The 22,475-nt window shown below is 71.0% G+C and carries 19 protein-coding genes and 1 tRNA gene; 8 read left to right on the top strand and 12 right to left on the bottom strand.

All coding sequences use genetic code 11. The features are described 5' to 3' along the window. The first annotated feature begins 128 nt into the window (after positions 1-128). Complete coding sequence (locus tag ACFYY8_RS20030; protein ID WP_390042872.1) at positions 129-1,892, top strand: histidine kinase; 1,764 nt, start codon at positions 129-131, stop codon at positions 1,890-1,892. A gap of 31 nt (positions 1,893-1,923) precedes the next feature. On the opposite strand, the gene ACFYY8_RS20025 is transcribed toward ACFYY8_RS20030, so the two are convergent. Beyond that, positions 1,924-2,745: a fused MFS/spermidine synthase gene (locus ACFYY8_RS20025; protein ID WP_352010509.1), complete on the bottom strand. Its 822-nt coding sequence runs from the start codon at positions 2,743-2,745 to the stop codon at positions 1,924-1,926. A gap of 89 nt (positions 2,746-2,834) precedes the next feature. Between ACFYY8_RS20025 and ACFYY8_RS20020 the strand changes: the two genes are divergently transcribed. The 3 genes from ACFYY8_RS20020 to ACFYY8_RS20010 all read left to right on the top strand — a co-directional run bounded on the left by ACFYY8_RS20020 (position 2,835) and on the right by ACFYY8_RS20010 (position 5,552). Then, positions 2,835-4,421 (top strand): penicillin-binding transpeptidase domain-containing protein, encoded by a 1,587-nt coding sequence (locus ACFYY8_RS20020; RefSeq protein ID WP_390042870.1) that lies wholly within the window; start codon positions 2,835-2,837, stop codon positions 4,419-4,421. 65 nt (positions 4,422-4,486) lie between these two features. Then, positions 4,487-5,161, top strand: a complete 675-nt coding sequence (locus ACFYY8_RS20015) for a hemolysin III family protein (protein ID WP_390042866.1) — start codon at positions 4,487-4,489, stop codon at positions 5,159-5,161. 10 nt (positions 5,162-5,171) lie between these two features. Continuing rightward, the gene (locus ACFYY8_RS20010; RefSeq protein ID WP_390042864.1) at positions 5,172-5,552 is read left to right on the top strand and encodes a PPOX class F420-dependent oxidoreductase; all 381 of its coding nucleotides are present in this window, start codon (positions 5,172-5,174) and stop codon (positions 5,550-5,552) included. Between the two features lie 84 nt (positions 5,553-5,636). Here ACFYY8_RS20010 and ACFYY8_RS20005 read toward each other — a convergent pair whose 3' ends face one another. Next, positions 5,637-6,842, bottom strand: a complete 1,206-nt coding sequence (locus tag ACFYY8_RS20005; protein ID WP_390042861.1) for a M20 family metallopeptidase — start codon at positions 6,840-6,842, stop codon at positions 5,637-5,639. Positions 6,843-6,958: 116 nt separating this feature from the next. On the opposite strand from ACFYY8_RS20005, the gene ACFYY8_RS20000 reads away from it, so the two are divergent. After that, positions 6,959-7,525, top strand: a complete 567-nt coding sequence (locus tag ACFYY8_RS20000; RefSeq protein ID WP_390042859.1) for an HdeD family acid-resistance protein — start codon at positions 6,959-6,961, stop codon at positions 7,523-7,525. A 113-nt stretch (positions 7,526-7,638) separates the two neighbouring features. Continuing rightward, positions 7,639-8,940, top strand: a complete 1,302-nt coding sequence (lat, locus tag ACFYY8_RS19995; RefSeq protein ID WP_390042857.1) for an L-lysine 6-transaminase — start codon at positions 7,639-7,641, stop codon at positions 8,938-8,940. A gap of 476 nt (positions 8,941-9,416) precedes the next feature. Here the strand turns inward: lat and ACFYY8_RS19990 are convergent, their stop codons facing one another. The 7 genes from ACFYY8_RS19990 to ACFYY8_RS19960 form a co-directional block, all read right to left on the bottom strand. Beyond that, positions 9,417-9,656 carry a LuxR C-terminal-related transcriptional regulator gene (locus tag ACFYY8_RS19990; protein WP_390042855.1) on the bottom strand — a complete coding sequence of 80 codons (240 nt, stop codon included), beginning with the start codon at positions 9,654-9,656 and terminating at the stop codon, positions 9,417-9,419. Positions 9,657-9,814: 158 nt separating this feature from the next. Beyond that, positions 9,815-9,890: transfer RNA gene (locus ACFYY8_RS19985), tRNA-His, on the bottom strand. 75 nt (positions 9,891-9,965) lie between these two features. Continuing rightward, a complete protein-coding gene (gene orn / locus ACFYY8_RS19980) occupies positions 9,966-10,568 on the bottom strand; it encodes an oligoribonuclease (protein WP_390042853.1) in 603 nt (200 codons plus the stop codon). A gap of 22 nt (positions 10,569-10,590) precedes the next feature. Then, positions 10,591-11,910 carry a DUF2510 domain-containing protein gene (locus tag ACFYY8_RS19975; protein WP_390042850.1) on the bottom strand — a complete coding sequence of 440 codons (1,320 nt, stop codon included), beginning with the start codon at positions 11,908-11,910 and terminating at the stop codon, positions 10,591-10,593. Positions 11,911-11,964: 54 nt separating this feature from the next. Further along, entirely contained in the window at positions 11,965-13,344 is a 1,380-nt protein-coding gene (locus ACFYY8_RS19970; protein WP_390042848.1) for a hypothetical protein, read from the bottom strand. Between the two features lie 18 nt (positions 13,345-13,362). After that, positions 13,363-15,057, bottom strand: coding sequence for a protein kinase (locus tag ACFYY8_RS19965; RefSeq protein ID WP_390042846.1), 1,695 nt, complete (start codon positions 15,055-15,057; stop codon positions 13,363-13,365). A 152-nt stretch (positions 15,058-15,209) separates the two neighbouring features. Next, the gene (locus ACFYY8_RS19960; RefSeq protein WP_390042844.1) at positions 15,210-15,854 is read right to left on the bottom strand and encodes a pyridoxamine 5'-phosphate oxidase family protein; all 645 of its coding nucleotides are present in this window, start codon (positions 15,852-15,854) and stop codon (positions 15,210-15,212) included. Between the two features lie 68 nt (positions 15,855-15,922). Here ACFYY8_RS19960 and ACFYY8_RS19955 point away from each other — a divergent pair, with 68 nt between their 5' ends. Further along, positions 15,923-17,341: a PLP-dependent aminotransferase family protein gene (locus tag ACFYY8_RS19955; RefSeq protein ID WP_390042842.1), complete on the top strand. Its 1,419-nt coding sequence runs from the start codon at positions 15,923-15,925 to the stop codon at positions 17,339-17,341. Here ACFYY8_RS19955 and ACFYY8_RS19950 read toward each other — a convergent pair. Next, positions 17,256-18,434: a DegT/DnrJ/EryC1/StrS family aminotransferase gene (locus tag ACFYY8_RS19950; RefSeq protein ID WP_390042840.1), complete on the bottom strand. Its 1,179-nt coding sequence runs from the start codon at positions 18,432-18,434 to the stop codon at positions 17,256-17,258. The two genes, ACFYY8_RS19955 and ACFYY8_RS19950, sit on opposite strands and share 86 nt — an antisense overlap. Before the next feature lie 7 nt (positions 18,435-18,441). After that, positions 18,442-19,524: a GNAT family N-acetyltransferase gene (locus tag ACFYY8_RS19945; protein WP_352010524.1), complete on the bottom strand. Its 1,083-nt coding sequence runs from the start codon at positions 19,522-19,524 to the stop codon at positions 18,442-18,444. A 378-nt stretch (positions 19,525-19,902) separates the two neighbouring features. On the opposite strand from ACFYY8_RS19945, the gene ACFYY8_RS19940 reads away from it, so the two are divergent. After that, positions 19,903-21,270: a xylan 1,4-beta-xylosidase gene (locus ACFYY8_RS19940; RefSeq protein WP_390042838.1), complete on the top strand. Its 1,368-nt coding sequence runs from the start codon at positions 19,903-19,905 to the stop codon at positions 21,268-21,270. Here the strand turns inward: ACFYY8_RS19940 and ACFYY8_RS19935 are convergent. Beyond that, positions 21,242-22,456: a DUF418 domain-containing protein gene (locus tag ACFYY8_RS19935; RefSeq protein ID WP_390042836.1), complete on the bottom strand. Its 1,215-nt coding sequence runs from the start codon at positions 22,454-22,456 to the stop codon at positions 21,242-21,244. The two genes, ACFYY8_RS19940 and ACFYY8_RS19935, sit on opposite strands and share 29 nt — an antisense overlap. Positions 22,457-22,475 lie beyond the last annotated feature (19 nt).

Genomic DNA, 22,475 nt, shown 5'->3' with positions numbered 1-22,475 from the left:
GAAGGTAGGGAGGGCGGGACCTGCGGGAACACCCGGCCGTCCTCCGTTTCCCGGGGTGAGGCAGACTGCATCGGATGTGTGGACAACCTCATGGACGGCGGCCCGTCCCGGGCGGCAGGCTGCGGTCCATGACCCGTGTGATTCCGCCCGCCGCCCTCGCCGGGGCGATGGCCGCCGTGGCCGCGAGCGGCATCGTCGCCGGCGGGGTGTTGGAGACAGGCTTCCCCGTACCGCTGAGCCTGTGGGTGTTCGTCGCCGTGTGTCTGATCACACCCACGATCGGCTGGCTCATCGCGGCCAGACGGCCTGACAACGTCTACGGCTGGCTGCTGCTCGCCGCCGCCGACTGCCTGGGGCTCGGCGCGTTCGGGGCGGGCCTGCTGCTCAGTGATCCCACGCTGCGGGGACCACTGGCCGTCGTCGCCGTCGTGCTGAGCTCGCTCTTCACCGTCTTCTATGGGCTGACCTGGGTCTTCGTCCCGTTGCTCTTTCCCGACGGCCGCCTGCCCTCACGCCGCTGGCGGGTCGGGGCGTGGATCGCGGCCGTGGCGATCACGGTCCACTGGGCGGGTCTTCTGCTGAGCGGCGACGCGGTTTACGAGGCTGTTTTCGCCAGGGGCAACCCGATCGGCCTCAAGGGCACACCCGGCCTGGTCGCCGCCCTGGTGGGCGCGATGGGGCAGGGGGTGATCTACCTGGTCGCGCTGGCCGTGCTTGTTTCCCTGGTACTGCGCTGGTGGCGTGCCGACGTCGCGGGGCGCCGCGTGCTCCGCTGGGTGATCGCCGGGCTCACGGGCACCCTGGGCGGATTTCTGCTGATCACGTTCTTCGGGCCCGGCGAGTACGGCGCCGGCCTGGGGCTGGGGCTGTTCACCTCCATCGCCGCGCTGCCCATCGTGATCGTCGCGACCGTGTTCAGGCACCAGCTTCTCGACATCAGGGTCGGCATCAGGGGGCGCCGGATCTTCATGATCTTCGACCTCGGGCCGACGGTCGACGAACTGCTGACCGAACTCGGCCCGGAGCTTGAGGAGACCGAACCGGTCGAGCAGCTGGGCAGGCTGGCGGGGGCCGTACGGGCGGGGCTGGAGACCGGCTGGGCGGCCGTGGAGCTGGCGGACGGCACCCGGGTCGTGGCGGGCGAGGAGGACGGCGAGGCCGCGCTCACGGTCCCCGCCGGGCTCGGGCGCATCGTGTGCGGCCCGAAGAGGGTGGGGCGGCTGACCTCGGAGGACCGCAGGCTGCTTGAGGCGCTGGCGGTGCCGGTCGGCCTGGCGATCCAGAGCGTGGGACTGGCCGCCAGGCTGGTCAACGCCCAGGAGGCCGAGCGGCGGCGGATCGAGCGCAACATCCACGACGGGGTGCAGCAGCAGCTCGTCGCGCTGATCGCGGGCCTGGAGCTGGCGCGGGCGACCGGCGGGGACGCGCGGACCATGACCCTGCTGCGCGAGGAGGCCAGGCAGACCCTGACCGACCTTCGGGAGCTGGCGGCGGGCATCCACCCGTCCGTGCTCAGCCAGGGCGGGCTGGTCGAGGCGGTCGAGGAGCGCTGCTCACGGCTGCCGACGACCACCATGGTGATCGCGGACCCCGGGCTGCGCGCGCGCCGCTTCCCCGACGAGGTCGAGGGCGCGCTGTACTTCACGGTGAGCGAGTCCATCGCCAACGCGCTCAAACACGCCTCCGCCTCCAGGATCGAGGTACGGCTGTCGCTGGAGGAGGGGAGGTTGCAGGCCGTGGTCTCCGACGACGGCAGGGGGTTCGAGCCGGCCACGGCGGACCGCAGGGGACTGGGCGCGCTCGCGGACCGGATGAACGCCCTCGGCGGGGGGCTGAAGCTGATCAGCGCCCCTGGGGAGGGCACGGCGGTACGGGCCTGGGTGCCCGTCTGAGTCCTCCGGCCGAAGACCCCGGCCGGAGATCTCAGCCGAAGACCTCGGGCGGCGGCACCGGCACGACCACCGGGTCGCCGTCACGCAACGGCCTCGCCCCGGCGACGAACCTGGTCAGCTCCTCCCCGGACAGGCAGCGGGCCACGGTCAGGCCGCTCGCGGCCCTGCGGGTCAGGTCGGCGTACGGCAGCGCGACGCGGGAGGCGGCGACGATGAGGTTGCCGAAACGCCGCCCCCGCATGATGCCGGGCTCACCGAGCAGGGCGACATGGCCGAAGGAGCCGCCGATCGTGGCCAGCACCCTGCGCGCGAAGGCCAGTCCCTTGCCGTCGGCGACGTTGACGACCAGCGTCCCCGCGGGCCGCAGGACGCGCGCGACCTCGGCCATGTACTCGACGCTCGCCAGGTCGAGCGGCATCGTGGCGCCGCTGAACGCGTCGAGAACGAGCAGGTCGGCCGAGGCGTCGGGCAGGGCCGCCGTCGCCGTGCGGCCGTCGAGGATCCTGACCTTGAGCCGGGGCACCGACTTCAGCCTGAGCTGGTCCCTGACCAGCTGGACCAGGCCGGCGTCCGGCTCCACGACGATCTGGCGGGACCCGGGCCTGGTCGCCGCCACGTAGCGGGGCAGGGTGCAGGCGCAGCCTCCCACGTGCACGGCGTCGAGAGGTCCCTCGGGAAGCAGGTCGACCACGACGGCCATCAGCTGGACGTACTCGAAGTCGAGGTAAGTGGGGTCCTCCAGGTCGACGTAGGACTGGGGCACGCCCTCCTTGGAGACGACCCACCCCGAGGGCCTGTCCAGGTCCTCCAGCAGGTCGACCTCGCCGAAGCTCACCGGATAACGGCCGGGCATCGGCCCCTCCGGTTTCCGCCTGATCACTTTTGCCCCACTTTCCACTTCTGTTCCTGTACAACCGAGAGGACACATCTGGGAGAAACCGTATGCGTACTCGACCGGTCCTCGTGCTCGTCGCCGTCGTGCTCATCATGATCGGCGCGGGCGTCTACGTGCTGCTGCGGCCGACCGGCGCGCAGGTGCGCGCCGTGGGCCCGGGGCCCGAGGAGACGGGCCGCGCCTACCTGGCCTCCTGGCAGGACGGCGACCTCAGCGAGATGGGCCGGATGGTCGTCTCGCCGCCCGCCGACTTCGCCCAGCGGCACCTGGACTTCGCCCAGGACCTGGACATCGAGTCGGTGGAACTCGTCCCGGGCACGCTGGTGCGCGGGGACGGCCTGCACGCGGAGTTACCCTTCCACGGCGTCAGGAAGGTCAGGAACCTCGGTGACTGGCCGTTCGAGTCGACGCTGCGGATGGTCCTGCGCGAGGGCCGCTGGAGGGTGGTGTGGCTGCCGGAGACGCTCCACCCGGCGCTGGCGGGCGGCGGCAGGATCGCCTTCAAGGAGATCCCGGCGCCGGACACCGAACCGGTCACCAGCTCGGGGGCGCCGCTCCCGCACGCCAGCGGGGCGGAGGGCTACCGCGGATTGTTCGGCGCGGGAGCCGAGGAGACCACCGGCTACGCCCTTGAGGCGACGGCGGCGGACGGCGGCAAGAGGGAACTGGTCGTCTTCCGGCCCCTGCACGTCAGGAAGCTCAAGACGAGCCTGTCCCGCCCCGTCCAGGCCGCCGCGGCGCGGGCGCTCGACGGTGTCGACCACCCCGCCGCCATCGTCGCGGTACGGCCCGGCACCGGGGAGGTCCTGGCGGTGGCCGACCGGCTGGGCGAGGGCAACGGCGGGCAGAGCGCCTTCCGCGGGCTGTATCCCCCCGGCCCCGCGTTCAAGGTGGTCACCGCGACCGCCCTGCTCTCCGAGGGGCTCACCCCGGCGACACGGGTCGGCTGCCCGCGGACCTACGCGCCCCCCAAGGGCAGGATCTTCCGCAACGCCGCCGACCACCCGGCCTCGGAGACGGTCACCCTGACGACGGCCTTCGCGCTGTCGTGCGACACGGCCTTCGTCGAGCAGGCGGCGGCCCACCTGCCCTCGAACGGCCGGGGCCTGGTGCGGGCGGCCGAGCTCTTCGGCTTCAACGCGGAGGTGCCCGGCCTCGGCGAACCCTGCGGCAGGATCAGTCCGCCCGGCGACGTCGACGAGCTGGCCTCGGACGCCATCGGGCAGGGCTCGGTCGTGGCGAGCCCGCTGTGCATGGCGCTGGTCGCGGCGGCCGTACAGGACGGTTCCTGGCACGGGCCGGTGCTGGTCCCCAGCCGGTCGTCGCGGGTGCGGCAGGTCTCCCGGCGGGCCTCGTTACCGGAGGCCACGGTCACCGCCCTGCGGTCCATGATGCGGGCGGCCGTCGCCGACGGCGCTGTGACCTCCGGCGGCACCGGAACCTCCGACGGCACCGGGGGCCCCGGCGGTCTCCCCCCGGGTACGGCGGGCAAGGCGGGCACCGCGCGGGCGGCGGACGGACGGGAACACGCCTGGTTCGTCGGCTACCGGGGCGACCTGGCCTTCGCCGTCCTCGTCGAGAACGGCGGGGAGGGGGCGGTTCCCGTCGCGGCCAGGTTCCTCAGGGCCCTGTAGGAGCGCTGTGACGATGTCGGGCAGATCACAACCTACGGATACGTAACCTACGCTAGCGTAGGTTCATGGTCACGACCACCGCCGAGGGCTTCGCTCTCCCCGGGCCCGCCAAGCCCCGCCTGCGGGGCTGGCTGCACGCCGGAGCCCTGCCCGTCTCCCTCATCGCCGGATTCGTCCTCGTCGCCCTGGGGCCGACCCTCCAGGCCCGGCTGGCGGCGGCCGTCTACGCCGTCACCTCCGGCCTGCTCTTCGGCGTCTCGGCCACCTACCACCGGAGCACCCTCTCCCCGCGCCTGGCCGGGGTGCTGCGCCGCCTCGACCACGCCAACATCTACCTGATCATCGCGGGCACCCACACCCCCTTCGCGATGCTCGCCCTCGACGGCCCGGCCAGGACCGTGGTCCTGGCCGTGGTCTGGACGGGAGCCCTCGCGGGCGTGCTGTTCAAGGTGCTGTGGACCTCGGCCCCCCGCTGGCTGTCCACGGCGCTCTACATCGCCCTCGGCTGGACGGCCGCCCTCGTCCTTCCCCAGCTGCTCGCGGGCGCCGGGGTCGTCGCGGTCGCCCTCGTCCTGGCCGGCGGCCTGCTCTACACCGCGGGCGGAGTCGTGTACGGCACACGCCGCCCCGACCCCTCGCCCCGCTGGTTCGGCTTCCACGAGGTCTTCCACGCCCTCACCGTCGCCGCCTACCTTGTGCAGTACGCCGCGGTCTCCCTGGTGGTCTACACGGCGGCGTAGGGTGCCGTACATGACGACGATCAAGGAGCTCGCGGCCGAGCGCTATGTCTCCGTGACGACCTTCAGGAAGAACGGGGCCGCGGTGCCCACCCCCGTGTGGGTCGCGCCGGACGGCGAGGGGCTGGTCGTCTGGACGGTCGCCTCCTCGGGCAAGGTCAGGCGCCTGGGAGCCGATCCGCGCGTCGTCCTGGCGGCCTGCGACGTGCGGGGCAACACGCGGGGCGAGCAGGTCGAGGGACGGGCCTCGGTGCTGCCCGCGGAGGAGACCGAGCGGGTGCGCCGGCTGATCCTGCGGAAGTACGGCCTGTTCGCCAGGGTCCTGATGATCGTCAGCAGGTTCCGCAGGGGCGGGCACGGTACGGTCGGCGTCCGGATCGTCGGCGAGGCCTGAACCGGTCACGAGGAGGCGACCGGTCCAGGCCGCCGTTCAGGTCACTGTTCGAGCCACCGCTTGAGCCACCGTTCGAGCCGCTGCTCAGGCCGTGGCGCCGGCCAGGCGGCGCGCCGCGAGTTCGGCGTAGAGCGCGGCCCCGTCCGGCAGCACCGCGTCGTCGAACTCCGCGTCCGGGGCGTGGTTGTAGGCGGCGCGCTCCGGATCACGGTCGGCCGGGCACGCGCCGAGCGCGATGAACGCGGAGGGGACCTGGTCGCAGACGTAGGAGAAGTCCTCTGAGCCGGTGAACGGGTTCGCGGCCTGCCGGAAGCGCTGCTCGCCGTAGACCTCCCTGACGGTCTCGGCCACGAAGCCGGCCTCGTCGACGTCGTTGACCGTGACCGGGTAGATCCCCTGGTAGTCGGCCTCCACGTCCAGCCCGTGGGCCGCGGCGATGCCCCTGACCAGGGCGACCGTCCGCTCCTGGAGCCGCTCCCGAGCGGACGGGGAGAACGACCTGATCGTCACCGCGAAGCGGGCCTCCTCGGGGATCACGTTGCTGACCGTGCCCGCGTGGAAGCTGCCGACGGTGACCACCACCGGGTCGAAGACGTCGAAGCTCCGCGTCACCATGGACTGCAGCGCCAGGACCATCTCGCACGCGGCGGGGATGGGGTCCTTGGCGCGGTGCGGCGTCGAGCCGTGCCCTCCCGCGCCGCGCACGGTCACCGTCAGCTCGTCGATGGCCGACATCATCGGGCCACCCTTGGTGAGGAACGTCCCCTGCGGAAGCATCGCGCTGGTCACGTGCAGGGCGTAGGCCGCGACGGGACGCTCGCCCGCCGCGTCGAGCGTTCCCTCCTCGATCATGAGCTTGGCGCCGTCGTGCCCCTCCTCGCCGGGCTGGAACATGAAGACCACGTTCCCGGCGAGCCGGTCGCGCCCCGAGGACAGCAGGTGCGCGGCCCCGGCCAGCATGGTGGTGTGCAGGTCGTGGCCGCAGGCGTGCATCCTGCCCTCGAACCGGGAGGCCGTCACCCCGCCCGCCCCGGGGCGTTCGGAGACCGGAAGGGCGTCCATGTCGCCCCGCAGCAGGACGGTCGGGCCGGGACGGGCTCCGCGCAGCACCGCGGTGACGGAGCTGAGCCGTTCGCCGAGCCGTACCTCCAGGGGGAGACCGGAGATCGCCTCCAGCACCTTCTCCTGGGTGCGCGGCAGGTCGAGGCCCAGCTCGGGCTCCCGGTGCAGGGAGTGCCTGAGGCGGACCAGCTCGTCCCGCATGTCGGCGGCGGATTCACGAAACGACATCGATCATTCCTTCTGGCGACTCGACGACTTGATCGCACGATAACCCGATTTAACCGGCCGGTGGTCTCGTCTTGTCCTGTTGCCGGATAGGAATCCCCGAAGAACGGGGAGGTCACATGGAAGAGCTGGCACGTACCTGGTGGGTGTATCTGGTCCGCGGAGTCTGCGCGATCCTGTTCGGCGTGCTGGCGCTGATCTGGCCCGCCATCACCGTCCTCGCCCTGGTCGTCGTCTTCGGCGCCTACGCCATCGTGGACGGTGTCTTCGCCCTGTTCGGAGCGGGCAGGGGAGCGGGCCTCGGTTCCCGGGGATGGATGATCTTCTACGGCGTCGTCAGCATCCTGACGGGCATCGCGGTCTTCGTCTGGCCGGGCATCACGGCCCTGGTCCTGCTGTTCTTCATCGCGGCCTGGGCCGTCGTCACCGGCGTCCTGGAGATCGTGGCGGGGATCAGGCTGCGCAGGACCGCGGCGAACGAGTGGATGTTCATCATCAGCGGCGCGCTCTCGGTGCTGTTCGGCGTCCTGCTGTTCATCCGGCCTGCTCCTGGCGCGCTGGCCCTCGTCTGGCTCATCGGCATCATGGCCATCCTGTACGGCATCGCCCTGGTGGCGTTGTCCTTCCGGATCAAGGGGCTCGCCTCCCGGTGGCGGGGGCCCTCTGGCACCCCTCGCGTCGTGTGATCCAGGACAATCTCCCGAAAAATCAGCTTCTCCGCGTAATGTCTCCATATAGAAGTGTCATTTCCGGGGAATAATCCCTTCGAATCGCTATGGGGGAGACCTGTGGAGGGGACATGGACGTGCACGACCGCCTCGCTCGACATCTGCTCGTGGACGGCTACCGGCTGGTCCTCGACCTCGACCGGAGCAAGGGATCCCGGCTCGTCGACGCCCGGACGGATCGCCGCTACCTGGACTTCTACACCTTCTTCGCCTCGGCGCCACTGGGTCTGAACCCCTTCGACGACGACCCCGAGTTCCTGGCCCTGCTCGGCAGGATCGCCGCAAACAAACCCGCCAACTCCGATCTCTACACCGGTCACCTCGCCGACTTCGTCGAGACGTTCGACCGCGTGCTCGGCGACCCGGAACTACCGCACCTGTTCTTCGTCGAAGGCGGGGCCCTGGCCGTGGAGAACGCGCTGAAGTGCGCCTTCGACTGGAAGAGCCGGCGCAACGAGGCGGCGGGCCGTCCCAGGAGCCTCGGCACCAGGGTGCTCCACCTCACCCGCGCCTTCCACGGCCGCAGCGGCTACACCCTCTCCCTGACCAACACCGACCCGGTCAAGACCGACCGCTTCCCGATGTTCGACTGGCCCCGGATCGAGGTGCCCGCCATCCACTTCGGGAACGTCGAAGCGGCCGAGGCGCGGGCACTGGCCCAGGCACGGGCCGCCTTCGAACGCCACCCGCACGACATCGCCTGCTTCATCGCCGAACCCATCCAGGGCGAGGGCGGCGACAACCACATGCGCCCCGAGTTCCTGCAGGCCATGGAACGCATGTGCCACGAGTACGACGCCCTGTTCGTCATGGACGAGGTACAGACGGGCGCCGGGATCACCGGAACCCCGTGGGCGCACCAGCAACTCGGCCTGCGCCCCGACATCGTGGCCTTCGCCAAGAAGATCCAGGTCGGCGGGATCATGGCCGGTCGCAGGGTCGACCAGGTGCCCGACAACGTGTTCCGTGTCAGCGGCCGGATCAACTCGACCTGGGGCGGCGGCCTGGTCGACATGGTCCGTTCCCGCAGGATGCTGGAGATCATCGAACGCGACGACCTGATCACCCGCGCGGGCGAACTCGGTCAGGAACTGCTCACCTCGCTGCAGAAGATCCAGGCCCGCTTCCCCGGCCTGGTCCGCAACGCCAGGGGACGCGGCCTCATGTGCGCCTTCGACCTGCCGGACACGACCGCCCGCGACCGCCTGGTCGCCAGGCTCAGGCGCGAGGAGGGCGTACTGGTCCTGCCCTGCGGCGACCAGTCGGTACGGCTGCGCCCCGCCCTCTCGGTGACCGCCGAGGAACTCGCCGAGGGCACAACCGCCCTCACCAGAGCCCTGGAAGCCTCCCAGGACCTTCGCCTCTCTGCGTAGTTCTTTGCTCCGCCTGCGGCGTCGCGGGCTGTGTCTTTTTGCGACGCCTGGCGGCGTCGCGGGCTTGGGCGCTTTCGAGTCGGTGTCTTCCCTCGTCGTTCGTCCGCTGCGCTCCCTCACTCCTCAGTCCAGACACCGACGCGCCCAAGCCGAAACCCTTCACGCACGGCACCGGTGAGGCCCAAGCCGAAACCCCTCACTCCCGGCACCGGTAAGGCCCAAGCCGACACTCCTCACGCCTGGGGCCGAAGGGCCGGTCCGGGCTTTCCGACGCCTGGAGTGAAGGGTTTGATCTCCGCTTTACCGGCCCTCAGCGTGAGGAGTGTCCGGCTTGGGCGCGTCGGTGCTTGGACTGAGGAACGCAGGAGCGAAGCGACGGAGTGACGAGGGAAAGCACCGACTCGGAGCGCCCAAGCCCGCGACGCCGAAGGCGGAGCAAAAAGACACAGCGGAGCAAAAAGACACAGCAGCGCTGTCTAGTCCTGGGAAGTACGGCTGCGCCATAGTCCTATGGCCGTCATCCGGGAGTCGGCACCGAGTTTGGCGTAGATCCGGTTGACGTGGTTCTTCACCGTCTTCTCGCTGAGGAACAGGTGCTGGGCGATCTGCGAGTTGGAGCAGCCGGTGGCGATCAGCTCCATGACCTCGGTCTCACGCCTGCTCAAGCTCGCCGCGACTGTGGGTTCGGCGTCGAACGGTGCGTCGTCGACTCTCATACGGCCTCCGTTGCAGCAACACGTTCAGGTCGCCGAAACCCCCCGTCTAACGGCGTAGCGATAGCAGCGAGCATAACCCGCGACATCCGTCTTTGGTGGACAAGTCCGGAGTGATGAAAAACGCAGAACGGCCGGTCCTTGAGGACCGGCCGTTCTCATGGGGTGAGCGAAGGGACTTGAACCCTCGACATCCAGGACCACAACCTGGCGCTCTGCCAACTGAGCTACGCCCACCATGTCTGCCGCAGCAGCACATGAAAAGTGTAGCGGTCTTTGGGAGTCGTTTCGCCCCTGGTTTTCGCGCGTCGCTCAGGTCGCGGTGGCCGAGATCGTCTCCGCGAGCTCACGGGCCGTCGCGGAGTCGGGTCCCGGCTGGGGCACGAAGACCGCCGCTCGGTAGTAGCGCAGCTCGCGGACGCTCTCGGTGATGTCGGCCAGCGCGCGGTGGCCGCCCTGCTTCTCCGGCGAGGCGAAGTAGACGCGGGGGTACCACCGCCGGGCGAGCTCCTTGATCGAGGACACGTCGATCATCCGGTAGTGCAGGAACGTGTCGACGGCCGGCATGTCGCGCGAGATGAACGAACGGTCGGTGGCGATGGAGTTGCCGCACAGCGGGGCCCGCTTGGGCTCGGGGATGTGCCCCTTGATGTAGTCAAGGACCACGGCCTCCGCCTCGGCCAGCGTGACGCCCGTGCTCAGCGTCTCCAGCAGACCCGAGGCGGTGTGCATCTCACGGACGATCTGCGACATCTGCTCCAGAGCCTCGGGCGGAGGCTTGATGACCACGTCAACGCCCTCGTCGAGCTGGTTCAGCTCACCGTCCGTGACCACACAGGCCACCTCGATCAGCGCGTCTCGGCCGAGGTCGAGCCCGGTCATCTCACAGTCGATCCAGACCAGCAGGTCACTCATAGCCTTCAGGGTAGTACTCCCGTCAGGAGACCTTGAGCGACTTGACCACCCGGTCGGCAAGAGAAGTGTCCAGATTGTCGGGGATGGAAAGGTACATAAGCGCGGGCTTCCTGCCCTCACCCCGGTCCACGATCACGAAGGCGGCCCGTTCCTTCTTCCACTTCCAGCCGTTGGCCTTGGACTGCGCGGAGAAGTCGAGGTCGAACATGAACAGCCAGCCGTCCCGGCCGCTCACCTTGATCGCCTCGTCCTTGACGATCTTCCGATCGTGCTCGGGGCTGTAGTAGGCCGCCTCGGTCGCGTGCAGCAGCGTCGCGGCGATCCCGCGCATGCTGGGGACCCCGTCGTAGCCGTATTTGTCGGGAAGCTCACCGGTGAGGATGTTGCCGAGCCACCTGCCGCCCTTGCCGTCGTAGTCGTCCTGGGCGATCGCCAGGGTCCCGCTGTTCCAGGTGAACCCGAGCGGGTCGGTGCCCGCGTTCGCGGGGATCTGCCAGGGGGAGCCGGGGAAGGCGTAGGACATGCCGCTCACGGGGTCCTGGATGCGCCCGTTCTGCGGCCGGGGGAACTCGGACGCCTCCGGGGCGGGGGTCTCCTGCGGAGGCTCGGTGGTCTCGGCCTCGGTCGGGAACGGGGTGGGCTCCTGCGTGGGTACGGCGGGCGGCAGGGTCGGGTCGTCCGCGGTCGGCCTGGACGTGGGGTTCGCCAGGAACATGACCGCGGCCACGACGACGGCCACCAGGATCACGACCCCGCCGCCTCCGAGGATCCAGGGCCACGGGCTGCTCTTACGCGGAGCGGTCCCCGGCGGAAGGCTGTACCCCCCGGCGGGCAGCTGCATCGTGTTGCCGCCCCCGGGCCCGCCGCCCCAGGAGGGCTGCCCCTGCGGTGCCTGGCCCTGCGCCCCGTTCCACTGCGCGGTCTGGCCCACACCCTCGGGAGGTCCCGAGGGAGGTGAGAAGGAGGGTGCCTGGCCGGACGGCGCCGCGAAGGGGCCGGTCTGCGGCCCGGTGGGTCCGGCCGCAGGCCCGGTGGGCCCGGTGGGCCCACCGGGGCCGGGGGGGCCAGGGGGACCGGCGGGCGGTCCGGCGGGCTGGACGGGGGACTGGGCGGTCTGGGGGGAGGGTTGGGCCGGAGGTTGGGCGGCGGCGCCGGTCTGCGGAGGCATGGGCTGGGGGAACGGGCCGGTCTGCCCCGTCGGCTGGGCGAGGGGCGCGGCCTGCCCTTGGGGAGAGGTGTCCCTGGGGTGCGTGGCGTCGGTCCACTGGTTGCCGTCCCACCACCGCAACAGCGGTGAACCGTAAGGGTCGGGGTACCAGCCGGCAGGGGTCTGCGTGGTCATGGCCGTCAGAGTAGTAAGAACCGGTTAGCAGTGCATTGCGGTGCCTTGGGAGGCTTAGGGGCACTTGTAAGTGAAACTCGCCTTGTCCTGGACCTTCTGCCCCTCGACCGACGGGGAGAGCAGCCGCAGCGTCGCCGTTCCACGGAAGCGGCCCTCGCCCTTGACCGTCCACTCCAGGCTCACCTCGTGCGAGGTCTTCCCGGAGGGAACGGTGTCGGTCTGCTCGATCGGGGTCTTGCGGTCGCTGCGCCGCCACTCGTAGCGGATCTCCCCGCCGGAGCCGTTCGTGGCGAAGACGCCCGTGATCCTGACCGTCGCGTCGCACGTCTGCTGTTTCTTCGGCGCGCTCACCTCGACGCCGGTGACCGCGAGCGGGGTCGCCGAACCGCGCAGCAGCCAGACCGCCAGGACACCGACGACCATCAGCGCGAGGACCACGGTGGCCAGTGCCGTACGGCGGCGTCTGCGTCTGGCGGCGGTCCCGAGCGCCCGCAACCCGTCCGAGGGCTGCTCGGTTCGTTGCTGGTCACGGCCCGCCCGCCAGATCTGCGCCGCCGTGGTCTCCGGCGGCACGCCGGGGCCGAAGCGCATGACGACGTTCTCCTGGGCGGCGGCCGGCACGTCGGCCCGCAGCAGCGTGACGACCTCGCCCTCGTCGGGGACGGGCATCGGCGGAACGTTTCCGGGCACGGGTCCGGGAACGGGGCGCAGCCGTACGGCCTGGGAGAGACCGTTCCTGGTCAGGGAGTCCGCGGGCAGTGTGTCCTGCCCGGAGAGCAGCACGTCACGGGCGCGGGCGAGCCCGTCCGAGTCGGCGACGGCCGCGGCCCGCTCGAACAGGGCGGTGGCTCCGGGGTCGGCGGCGGCCCAGTTCGCGGCCATGCCACGGGCGAGCGCGGCCCAGGCGGCCGCGTCACGGCCGGGGTGGGCCGGGCGCCCGTGCAGCGCGTCGGCCAGTCCCCGTTCGGCGAGCAGGGCGGACCCGTCGGCGGAGATCACCACGGTGTCCGGGCGCAGCGCCCCGTGGGTGAGCCCTGCGGCGTGCAGGGCGAGCAGGGTCCGCGCGGTCTCCAGCAGCACGACGGCCGCCTCACCCGCGCCGGGACCCGGAGCGCCCGCGGGCGCGACGAGCAGGTCGGCGAGGGTGGGGCTGACCGGCTCGCCGGTGAGCAGCCAGATCTCCCGCCCGGCCGAGACCAGGTCGGTGACCGGGACCAGCCCCGTCAGGCCCGCCTGGATCAGCGCGCGTTCGGCGAGCACCGCGGCGACCAGCCGTTCCCGCGCCGCAGGGTCCGCGACGAAACGCGGGTCGAGCCTGAGCGCGCCCGCCTGCCGTCCGCCGGGCGCGGTCGCGGACGACCACGTTCCCGGTTCACCGGTACGGCTCTCGCCGGTCAGCAGGAACCCGGCGACGTTCCCCCGTTCGATGTCCATAACCTGTTCCGCCGTTCTCTAGCGCCCGCGCCGCCTCCGGTGGCGACCGGCCATCCCGCGCCTCACCGCCAGTGTGATGGGCACGGTGCCGCTCGTCACCAGGCCGAACGCCAGCAGCGTCGCCGGGGACGTCTCGGGAGGCGTCGGAGACGCGCTCAGGCTGGGAGGCGTCCCCCCGTCGGTCGAGGTCTCCGTCGGCGACGGGCTGCTCGGCGTCGGGGTCGGAGTCCTGGTGGGCCTGGGGGTCGGCGTCGGCGGGGCGGTCGTCTTGGTCGGTGTGGGGGTCGGCGTCGGCGTCTTGGACGGGGTCTTGGTCGGGACGTCCGAGGTGTCGATGGAGGAGGTCTCCTCCTCCTCGGAGGCGGTCGGCGTGGGCTTCGGAGCCGGGCTCTTGGTCGGCTTCCTGGTGCGGGTCTCCGACGGCTTCGGCGTGGGCTTCGGCGACTTGGACGGGACGGCCGCCTGGGTCGGCTGGACCGGCGGGGGAGGCGCGGCGGTCGTCGCGGCCGGAGTCGGAGTGGGGGCGGGGCTTGAGGCCTTGTGCGTGGGTTTCTTCGACGGCGTCGGGGTGGGGTCGTCGGGCTGGTTCTCGGGCAGCAGCGACTCGGCCGTCTCGGGGGGCGCCGAGTAGACCAGGCTCTGCGGTGTGATCGCGGTGCTGCTCGCGGAGTTGACCAGCACGGCGGTCACCCCGCCGATCACCGCGACGCATCCGACGCCGACCAGGATCTTGACGCCCATCTTGCCCAGGGACGACGACGCCCTGCGGCGCGCGCCGCCGCTTCTGAGGTTCGTCTCGGCGACGGAGGAGGAACCGGTGCCGGTCTTGGGGGCCTCCACCGGGAACAGGGCGGGCAGGAGCGCGGCGAGACCGGCCAGACGGCGGCGCCCCTTCTCCTGCCAGTCGCTCCCGTAGGCGTCGGCGGCGACGGCCTCCAACTCGGTGATGAAGGCGGCGGCGGTCGGCGGCCGGTCCGCGGGGTGCTTGGCGAGCCCCCGCTCGACCAGGCCCTGCAGCGCGGGCGGCACCTCCTCGATCGGCGGCGGCGTGACCTGGTGCTGCCTGGCCAGCGCGGCGACGTTCGAGGCGCGGAACGGCCGGGCGCCCGTCAGGCACTCGAAGAACACGGCCGTCGCGGCGTAGACGTCGGTCGAGGGGCCGGAGGGGGAGCCCGTCCACTGTTCGGGGGCCATGTAGGGAGGCGTGCCCGCGGGGGTGTCCCCGTCGCCCGAGCGGATCGCGATGCCGAAGTCGACGAGCTTGCTCGTCCCGTCCGCCTCGACCATCACGTTTTCCGGCTTGAAGTCGCGGTGCACGACGCCCGCCATGTGCGCGGTCGACAGGCCGAGGAGGGCTCCCTTGAGCACGACCAGCGCCGCCTCGGGCCCGGTCGGCCCCTCCGAGCGCAGGATCGCCCGCAGCGGGACGCCGTTGACCAGCTCCATGACGATGGCGGCGCCCTCACCGGTCTCCACGTAGTCGTAGAGCCGTACGGCGTGCGGGCTGTCCAGGGTGTTGAGCACCCTTGCCTCGTGCCGGAAACGCGCGACGAACCCGACGTCACCCCTGAGTTCGTCGGACAGGTACTTGATCGCGACCTGCATGCCGTCGACCTCGTGCCGCGCCATCACCACGCGTCCGCCGGCACCGGCTCCCAGCTCGCGTATCTCGGTGTATCCGGGGACTCGCCAGCCTGATGACGTGCCGTACATGCGGTCTCCTCAGTTGCTTGGGCCCCCACCCACAACAGGCGAACCGTAGCTTAGCCGGAGATCGCGAAAATTTACTCATGAATCACAAATCAGTCTCGGAACGCTGGGAGACCCGGTAAGTCGCGGCGAACGGCCCCCGTTCGCCCGCCTTCCTACCGTCCCGGCACGGGCCGGGAGGAGACATGCTCGGGCACCTCGACCTCGGACGTCATGGCCGGATCGGTCTCCGGCGCGCCCCACGACAGGCGCAGCGGCAGCACCCCGGCCCAGACCGGCAGCGCGTAGTCCTCGGGCTCGTCGCTCGGCGGGCCCTGCCGTACCTTGACCGACGCCTCGGTCAGGGAGAGGGCCACCACGGCGGTCGCGGCGAGCTCCTTCCTGGTCGGCGTGCGAGCCGCGTCCCACTGGCCGGGGGCGAGCTGCTCGGTGATCGCGCGCAGGCCCGCGAGGCGCTCGTCCTCGTCGAGCACGAGACGAGGGCGGCCGTAGATCATCGCGGATCGGTAGTTCATCGAGTGGTGGAAGACTGACCTGGCCAGCACCACGCCGTCCACGTGCGTCACCGTCACACAGATCTCGCCGGTGCCGCGCAGGGAGACAGAACCGGTCGAACCGTGCAGGTAGAGGGTGTCGTCGACGCGCCCGTAGCCGGTCGGCACCACCCGGGGAGCCCCGTCGACCACGACCCCCAGGTGACAGATGAGCCCGGCGTCGAGCACGGCGTAGAGATCCTCGCGGGAGGTGCGGCCCCGCTCCTTGGAACGGTTGAGCGTGGTGCGTGAGGTCGTGGAGAGCATGCCCCCTACCCTAGGAAGAAGTGGATATCGAAACCACGTCCACTTCGTGTCGCCTCTGGGAGACCACTTTGCCGCGCATCCCCGTTGACCTGCCCCTGTCGGTTGACCGCCAGGCTCCCGCCGCGCTCATGACCCAGCTCGGTGACCTGCTGCGCGCCGCGATGCGCGACGGCACGCTCAAGTCCGGGGAGCGGCTGCCCTCCTCCCGGGCCCTGGCCCGCCAGCTCTCGGTCAGCAGGACCGTCGTGACCGAGGCCTACCAGCAGCTCTACGCGGAGGGCTGGCTCGAAGGCCGTCACGGCTCCGGCACCTACGTGGCCGACCTGGCCCCGCGCGAGCCGGAGGTCCCGATGGACCTCTCGCCCGTCTCCGCCCCCGCGCGGGAGACCCCCGCCGGGCCCGTGATCGACCTGCGCCCGGGCAGGCCGTGGGTGCGTGACTACGACCGGGCGGCCTGGCGCAGGGCGTGGCGTGCCGCCGCCGACCTGCCGCCGGGGAGCAACCCCGACCCGTACGGCCTGCCCAGGCTCCGCCGGGCGCTGGCCGAGCACCTGCGCAGGACCAGGACGGTCGCGGCCGGTCCCGAGAACGTCATGGTCACCCGGGGGACGGGCAACGGCCTCGACCTCGTCGCGGCGACCCTGCTGCGGCCCGGCGACCGGGCGGGCGTCGAGGACCCCGGCTACCGGGTCGCCAGGAACGTCTTCGCCGCGCGGGGCGCCGACGTCGTGTCCTGTCCGGTCGACGAGGACGGCGTCATCGTCGAGGCCCTCCCCGACGACCTGCGCGTGCTGTACACCACCCCGGCACACCAGTACCCCCTCGGCGGGCGCCTGCCCGTCCCGCGCAGGGAACGCCTGCTCGCCTGGGCCCGCCGTACCGGGGCGGTCGTGGTCGAGGACGACTACGACGCCGAGTTCCGCTACGACGTCGCCCCGTTGCCCGCCCTGTACGGCCTCGGACCGGAGTGGGTCGTGCTGCTCGGCACGCTGTCGAAGTCGCTGGCCCCCGACGTCGGCGTCGGCTGGCTGGTCGCCTCGCCGGGCCTGCTCGCGGCGGTCGCCGAGGTCCGAGACGACCTGGGTGACCGCACCAGCGGCCCCACCCAGCAGGCGATGGCCGTACTGCTCGAACGCGGTGACCTCGACAGACACCTGCGCCGGATGCGGCTCGAATACGCCCGCCGCCGGGCGGAGGTCGTCGCCGGCCTCGGCACGCTGGTGACGGGCGACACCGCGGGGCTGCACGTCATGGTCGAGTTGCCCGAGCACGTGGTCGGGCCGCTGGTCGCCGCCGCGGCCGAACGCGGGGTCCTGCTCAACGGGATGAACCGCGACGACCACGGCGCCGCCGACAGGCACGGTCTGGTGATCGGCTACGGCTCCGCCTCGTTGTCCGAGGTCAGGCGGGGGGTATCGGTGATCGCGGAGCTGATCGGGGAGCTGCGGCCCGCGGGGGAGGGGGCGGCGCCGGAGCGAGTTCCCTGACCACGGGCAGTGCGCGGCGGGCCTGGAGCGGATCGACGGGCAGCGCGTGCCGCCCCCACCACCGCGCGGTCCCCGGATCGTCGGAGGGCTCCACGAGGCCGGGCAGATAGTCGTCGTAGGGCGGGTCGTAGAGGTATCCGGTGGCCACCCCGCGCCGCTCCAGCGCCGCGATGGCCGCGTCCCGGTCGGCGACCAGCAGCGGCACCCGGAACAGCGGCTGGTCGAGGTGGGCGAGCACGCCCGCGGCGACCGTGGGCAACTCGGCGAGCGCGCGCACCCCGGCGACCCGCCGGGCCCGCTGCCCGGGCAGCCCGCGCAGCCGTCTCACCTGGTAGCGACGGGAGAGCGGCCCCCGTCTGGTCCGGTAGTCGTGCAGGTCGGCCCTGACCCAGGAGTCGAACGGCGGCAGGTCGGGCACCCGCTTCATGGCCTCGGCAAGCTCCTCCGGGCGCGTGGCGATCCGCAGGCCCTCGCGCTTCTCCTCCAGGCCGAGCGCGCGCATCGCCCACAGCGCGGGCCTGACCAGGCCGAGCCGGACCGTCGAGTGCCTGGCGGCCGAGGTCAGCACCGACCGGGCCTCGGCCACCGGCCGGTACGGCCCCAGCAGCAGGTCACGGGCGATCTCAAGGGGACGCAGGTCGGCCTCGTCCTCGACCGCGATCACCCCGCCGGAACCCGCCCCCGCGTGCTTGGACATGCTGAAGACCCCGGCCACCCCGAACGTGCCGAGCGGCCTGCCCCCGACCGTCGTCTCCATGGCGTGGGCGACGTCCTCGACCAGCGTCTTGCCCGCGAACGCGGCCACCCGGTCGGGCAGGCCGTACAGGTTGGTGGTCAGCACGGCGTCGACGGTGCCGAGATCGACGGCGTCGGCGTCGATGTTGCCGTCACGCGGTGAGAGCGGCGCGATGACGGGACGCAGCCCGGCGGCCAGCACCAGGAAGAGAATTTCGTCCGCGGAGATCGGCGACATCAGCAGCCGCTGCCCGGGAAGGCACCAGTGCCGCAGCGCGAGATAGAGGCCGAGCCGGTTGGACGGTACGGCCAAGCAGTGACGCCCCGTTCGTGTGGCCACCAGGCCCTCGGGGGTCACCGGGCGCTCACGACGACAAGGAGGTGCGCAGGCGGCCGAAGGTCTTCAGTGCCCGGTCGGCCGTGGTCCGCAGGACCGGGTTGGCCAGAACGGTTCCCCGCGCCTTGCGGACCGGCACGCTGAGCGCCCAGTGGATGCCCGCCCCGGCGCTCGGCCTGGCGATGCGGCCCTCCATCACTTCGTACTCCCCGTTCTTGAGCTTCTCCTTGTATTCTTTCTCGCCGCGTCCCAGGTCGATGACCTCGATGCCCGCGGCGGCCGCCTTCTCCGCCATGGCGAGGTGGTGGATCAGGCCGGGGGAGTACTTGGCGTAGGCGATGTCGTAGGCGGGGAACCAGCCCGCGAGGGTGGTGGCGGTGCGCAGACCGAAGTGGCCCGCGACCGGCTGTCCGTCGACCCGTAGCACGTCGAAGACCCCCCCGAAGCGTTCGGTGTCGGTGGCGAGCAGCCGTTCGACCAGCTTGACGATCCACGGCCGGGCGAAGCGGTCGGTCCTGCCGGTGCGGCGGTACTGGTCGGTCTTCCAGCCGAGCAGCGTCCGCAGCGCCGCCCGGTCGGTCGTGGCGTAGTCGTGTTGGATCGCTCCATGGTCTCGTTGAAGCTTACGCGCCTTGTAGGCCGTGGAGCGGTAGGTCTTGCCCGAGTCGCGTTTCACCGTCTCGACGTAGGAGTCGTAGCCGTCGCGCAGGTCGATGATCGGTGACGGGTGGCGGGTGTGCCGCCCGGACAGCAGCGGCTGCCCGGCCACCAGGTGGTCGAACTCGAAGACCCCCAGACCGCATGACCTGATCAGCTCTCGTGGGTCGAGTTCGAGGTCCTTGACGTGGACCAGTCCCTGGGCGTCGGTCAGCCCCGCGGCGACCGGCTTGCCGATGCCCATCGCGTGCCGTTCGAAGGGAAGGAAGCCGACCGTCTCCCGGCCATCCTGCAGGACCGCCACCCGGACCTGTTCCTGCAGCTCGCCGACGATGATCGTGAACTCGGGGGACAGGAAGGGGCTGTCGAAGGCGGGGTCCGCGTCCTGAAGGGTCCGCCATCGCTCGATGTCGGACTCCGCCAGTTCGCGAGGATGGACGATAGAGACGTGCATGGGCTCCTACTGGGGTTGCGACTTCCCCGATGCGCCTTCGGGCATGAATGCGCACAGGATATGCGTACTCACAGCGTGCGGCACGGTGCGTAATGTAGCGGTAAAGGATCGGGTCATAGGTGGTTTTCCCAGGGTTCTCCCAGGATGTAACGTTCCGGGGCTCCATGGGAGGAGGCGCTCCGTACCACCCTTGATGATCACGGTGGGTTACCGGTCAGGTGCCAATCTGCGATAGAAGTTTCAAGTGTTCTGCAAGTCGCGTGGATAGCCTGACGATGCGGCCGGTAACGCTTGGCTGTGAGCCGCGTCCTCTCGCGGTCGCGTCCGCCGTCGCTGTGGAACGCTTCATTGGACCGTGCCCAGGATCGAGGACGAGCGGTGATACCGACTGACGGACCGCGCCGGCGGATTCCGAACTGGCTGATCGCGACGGGAGCGGGAGTCGTCGCTCTCGCGCTCCTGGTCGGGATCGTCGTCATGTCGACAGGGCACGGCAAGCCGAGAGGGCGGGCCGTGGCGATCCCTCCCCCGCAGCCCGCGCCCGCCGTCGAACAACCCCCGAACTTCGGCGCCTGGCCTCGCTGGGGCGTCACCCACACCGAGTTCAGCGGTGACGCGGAGCGGGAGGAGGTCGCCGAGACGGCCTCACACCTCCTGGCCCGGGTCCCCCTGGTGCAGAACCAGCACATCATGGGCTGGGGCGCGGACAACCCCGAGCCCGTACGCGGCAAATACGACTTCCGCAACCTCGACCGCCGGGTGCAGTTCATGGGCCGCTCACAGGCCCTGCCCGTCATCACCCTGTGCTGCGCCCCCGACTGGATGAAGGGCGGCACCGACGGGCGTACCGACTGGAACACCCTGGAGTCGCCGCCGAACCGAGAGAACTTCGACGACTTCGCGAAGCTCGCCGCCACGGTCGCCAGGCGCTACCCCACCGTCGAGCACTTCATGGTGTGGAACGAGTTCAAGGGATTCTGGAACTCGGCCACCAACCGCTGGGACGCCGAGGCCTACACCGAGCTGTACAACAAGGTCTACACGGCTCTGAAGGAGGTGAACGCCGACATCAAGGTCGGCGGCCCCTACGTCCCGATCGTCAGCGACAAGAACGGCCGGGGCTCCGAACTCCAGGGTCCCTGGGGCGTGGTCGACCAGCGTGACCTCGACGCCGTCGAGTACTGGATCCGCAACAAGAAGGGCGCCGACTTCATCGTGGTCGACGGCGCCTCCATGACCAGGGACGCCGGGGCCCACCCCGACGACTTCACCGCGCTCGCCAAGTTCGGCGCCGTCACCACCTGGCTCAAACAGAAGAGCGGCGGCCTGCCGGTCTGGTGGGCCGAATGGTACGTCGCGCCGGACAACGCCGACTGGACGGAGGAGCGCAGGACCGCCGTGCAGACCGTCGCCATGATGGAGTTCGCCACCAGCGGCGCGTCCACCGCCCTCTACTGGAATCCGCAACGCAAACCGGGCGAGGACTGTCCCGGCTGCCTGTGGCGTCCGGGCACGGGGGAGGAGCTGCCGATGGCGGGCGTGCTGAGCGGGTTCACCAAGTGGTTCCCCGAGGGTGTCCCGCTGGTACCGCTCACCTCGGCCAATCCCGCGGTGCGGGTGCTGGCCCAGGAACGCCAGTTCGTGATGGTCAACACCACCGACGCCGCCGCGACCACGACGATCGACGGCAAACAGTTCGACCTGGAACCGTATGAGGTCAGGTGGAGCGGGCGGGATGGGGCCTGATGTCGGGTCTGCGCCAGTTGGTGAACCAGCGCAGCAGCCATTCGACGGGACCGTACCGGTGGCTGCGCAGCCACATCCCGCTGGCGGCCGCCTGGAACGCGAAGATCGCCACGGCGATCGAGGAGACGGCGAGCGGGCTGAGCCGGTCGATCAGGGCGAACCCGTAGCCGGTGAAGATCAGCGAGCAGATCAGCGACTGGCTCAGATAGTTGGTCAGCGCCGTCCGTCCCGGCGGCACCAGTACGGAGGTCAGGCGCGGGGCACGGGGGAGCATCCGCAGCAGGGTCGCGACGTACGCCGCGGCCAGCAGCGGCGCGGTGATCAGGTCGACCGCCTGGCCGAGCATGTGGTGGACGCTCGTGCCGCCCGACCAGGTCGAGTGCGCGTAGAAGATCGCCCCCAGGATGCCGACCGGGAATCCCACCCACTGGATCTGGCGCAGCGTGGCGGTGTGCCGATCGGGATCGGCGAGCAGCCGCCGCTTGCCGACGGCCAGCCCCACCAGGCAGGCGGCGAGCACCGCGGGCCCCTGGAAGAGCACCCGGAGCACCACGATCCTGCCGAGCTTGTGCAGGTGGTCCGAGATGATCATGGGCACCGAGCTCTGCAGGGCCGCGTCCGATTTGGCCGCCTGCGCGGCGCCCCCGGCCACGGTGCCCGAGAGGTCCGTCCCCAGCAGCGCGAGCCCGGCCATCAGGATGAACCCCGTCGCGAGCAGCAGGGTCAGCGCCACCGCGAAGAGCACCGCGGTTCGCGGCTTGATCCTCCGTACGGCCAGCAGCACCAGCCCCACCACCGCGTAGGTGGCCAGGATGTCTCCGGGGAACAGCAGTACGGCGTGGGCCAGGCCGAGCAGGAACAGTCCGGCCAGACGGCGCAGGAAACGCGGTACGAAGGCGATCCCCGAGGCCGCGGCCGAGTCGAGCTGAAGGGTGAAGCTGTAGCCGAACAGGAACGAGAACAGCAGATAGAACTTGTTCTCGAAGAACACCGTGACGATCCAGCGCACCTCCCAGTCGAGCGGCGCGGAGAAGGCCGGTTCGGCCAGGCCCGCCATGCGGTACCCCGAGGCCAGGTAGGCGATGTTGACGACCACGATGCCGAACAGCGCGAACCCGCGCAGGGCGTCCACGGCCGCGATCCTGCGATCCTGGACGGCCATGGTCATGGCCACGACAGGTTTCACCAGGCGATGATGCTCTCCC

This window comes from Streptosporangium sp. NPDC001559, from assembly GCF_042893955.1.
GTDB lineage: Bacteria > Actinomycetota > Actinomycetes > Streptosporangiales > Streptosporangiaceae > Streptosporangium.
This window is presented reverse-complemented; position numbering and strand designations above follow the sequence as displayed.

What these genes read in the sequence shown, in the direction of transcription:
- lat (WP_390042857.1), top strand. Translation starts at nt 7,639, where the DNA reads ATGGACGTGCACGACCGCCTCGCTCGACATCTGCTCGTGGACGGCTAC.
- ACFYY8_RS20005 (WP_390042861.1), bottom strand. Translation starts at nt 6,842, where the DNA reads ATGTCGTTTCGTGAATCCGCCGCCGACATGCGGGACGAGCTGGTCCGC.
- ACFYY8_RS19965 (WP_390042846.1), bottom strand. Translation starts at nt 15,057, where the DNA reads ATGTACGGCACGTCATCAGGCTGGCGAGTCCCCGGATACACCGAGATA.
- ACFYY8_RS20000 (WP_390042859.1), top strand. Translation starts at nt 6,959, where the DNA reads ATGGAAGAGCTGGCACGTACCTGGTGGGTGTATCTGGTCCGCGGAGTC.
- ACFYY8_RS19975 (WP_390042850.1), bottom strand. Translation starts at nt 11,910, where the DNA reads ATGACCACGCAGACCCCTGCCGGCTGGTACCCCGACCCTTACGGTTCA.
- ACFYY8_RS20030 (WP_390042872.1), top strand. Translation starts at nt 129, where the DNA reads ATGACCCGTGTGATTCCGCCCGCCGCCCTCGCCGGGGCGATGGCCGCC.
- ACFYY8_RS20020 (WP_390042870.1), top strand. Translation starts at nt 2,835, where the DNA reads ATGCGTACTCGACCGGTCCTCGTGCTCGTCGCCGTCGTGCTCATCATG.
- ACFYY8_RS19945 (WP_352010524.1), bottom strand. Translation starts at nt 19,524, where the DNA reads ATGCACGTCTCTATCGTCCATCCTCGCGAACTGGCGGAGTCCGACATC.
- ACFYY8_RS19990 (WP_390042855.1), bottom strand. Translation starts at nt 9,656, where the DNA reads ATGAGAGTCGACGACGCACCGTTCGACGCCGAACCCACAGTCGCGGCG.
- ACFYY8_RS20025 (WP_352010509.1), bottom strand. Translation starts at nt 2,745, where the DNA reads ATGCCCGGCCGTTATCCGGTGAGCTTCGGCGAGGTCGACCTGCTGGAG.
- ACFYY8_RS20010 (WP_390042864.1), top strand. Translation starts at nt 5,172, where the DNA reads ATGACGACGATCAAGGAGCTCGCGGCCGAGCGCTATGTCTCCGTGACG.
- ACFYY8_RS19960 (WP_390042844.1), bottom strand. Translation starts at nt 15,854, where the DNA reads ATGCTCTCCACGACCTCACGCACCACGCTCAACCGTTCCAAGGAGCGG.
- ACFYY8_RS20015 (WP_390042866.1), top strand. Translation starts at nt 4,487, where the DNA reads ATGGTCACGACCACCGCCGAGGGCTTCGCTCTCCCCGGGCCCGCCAAG.
- orn (WP_390042853.1), bottom strand. Translation starts at nt 10,568, where the DNA reads ATGAGTGACCTGCTGGTCTGGATCGACTGTGAGATGACCGGGCTCGAC.
- ACFYY8_RS19970 (WP_390042848.1), bottom strand. Translation starts at nt 13,344, where the DNA reads ATGGACATCGAACGGGGGAACGTCGCCGGGTTCCTGCTGACCGGCGAG.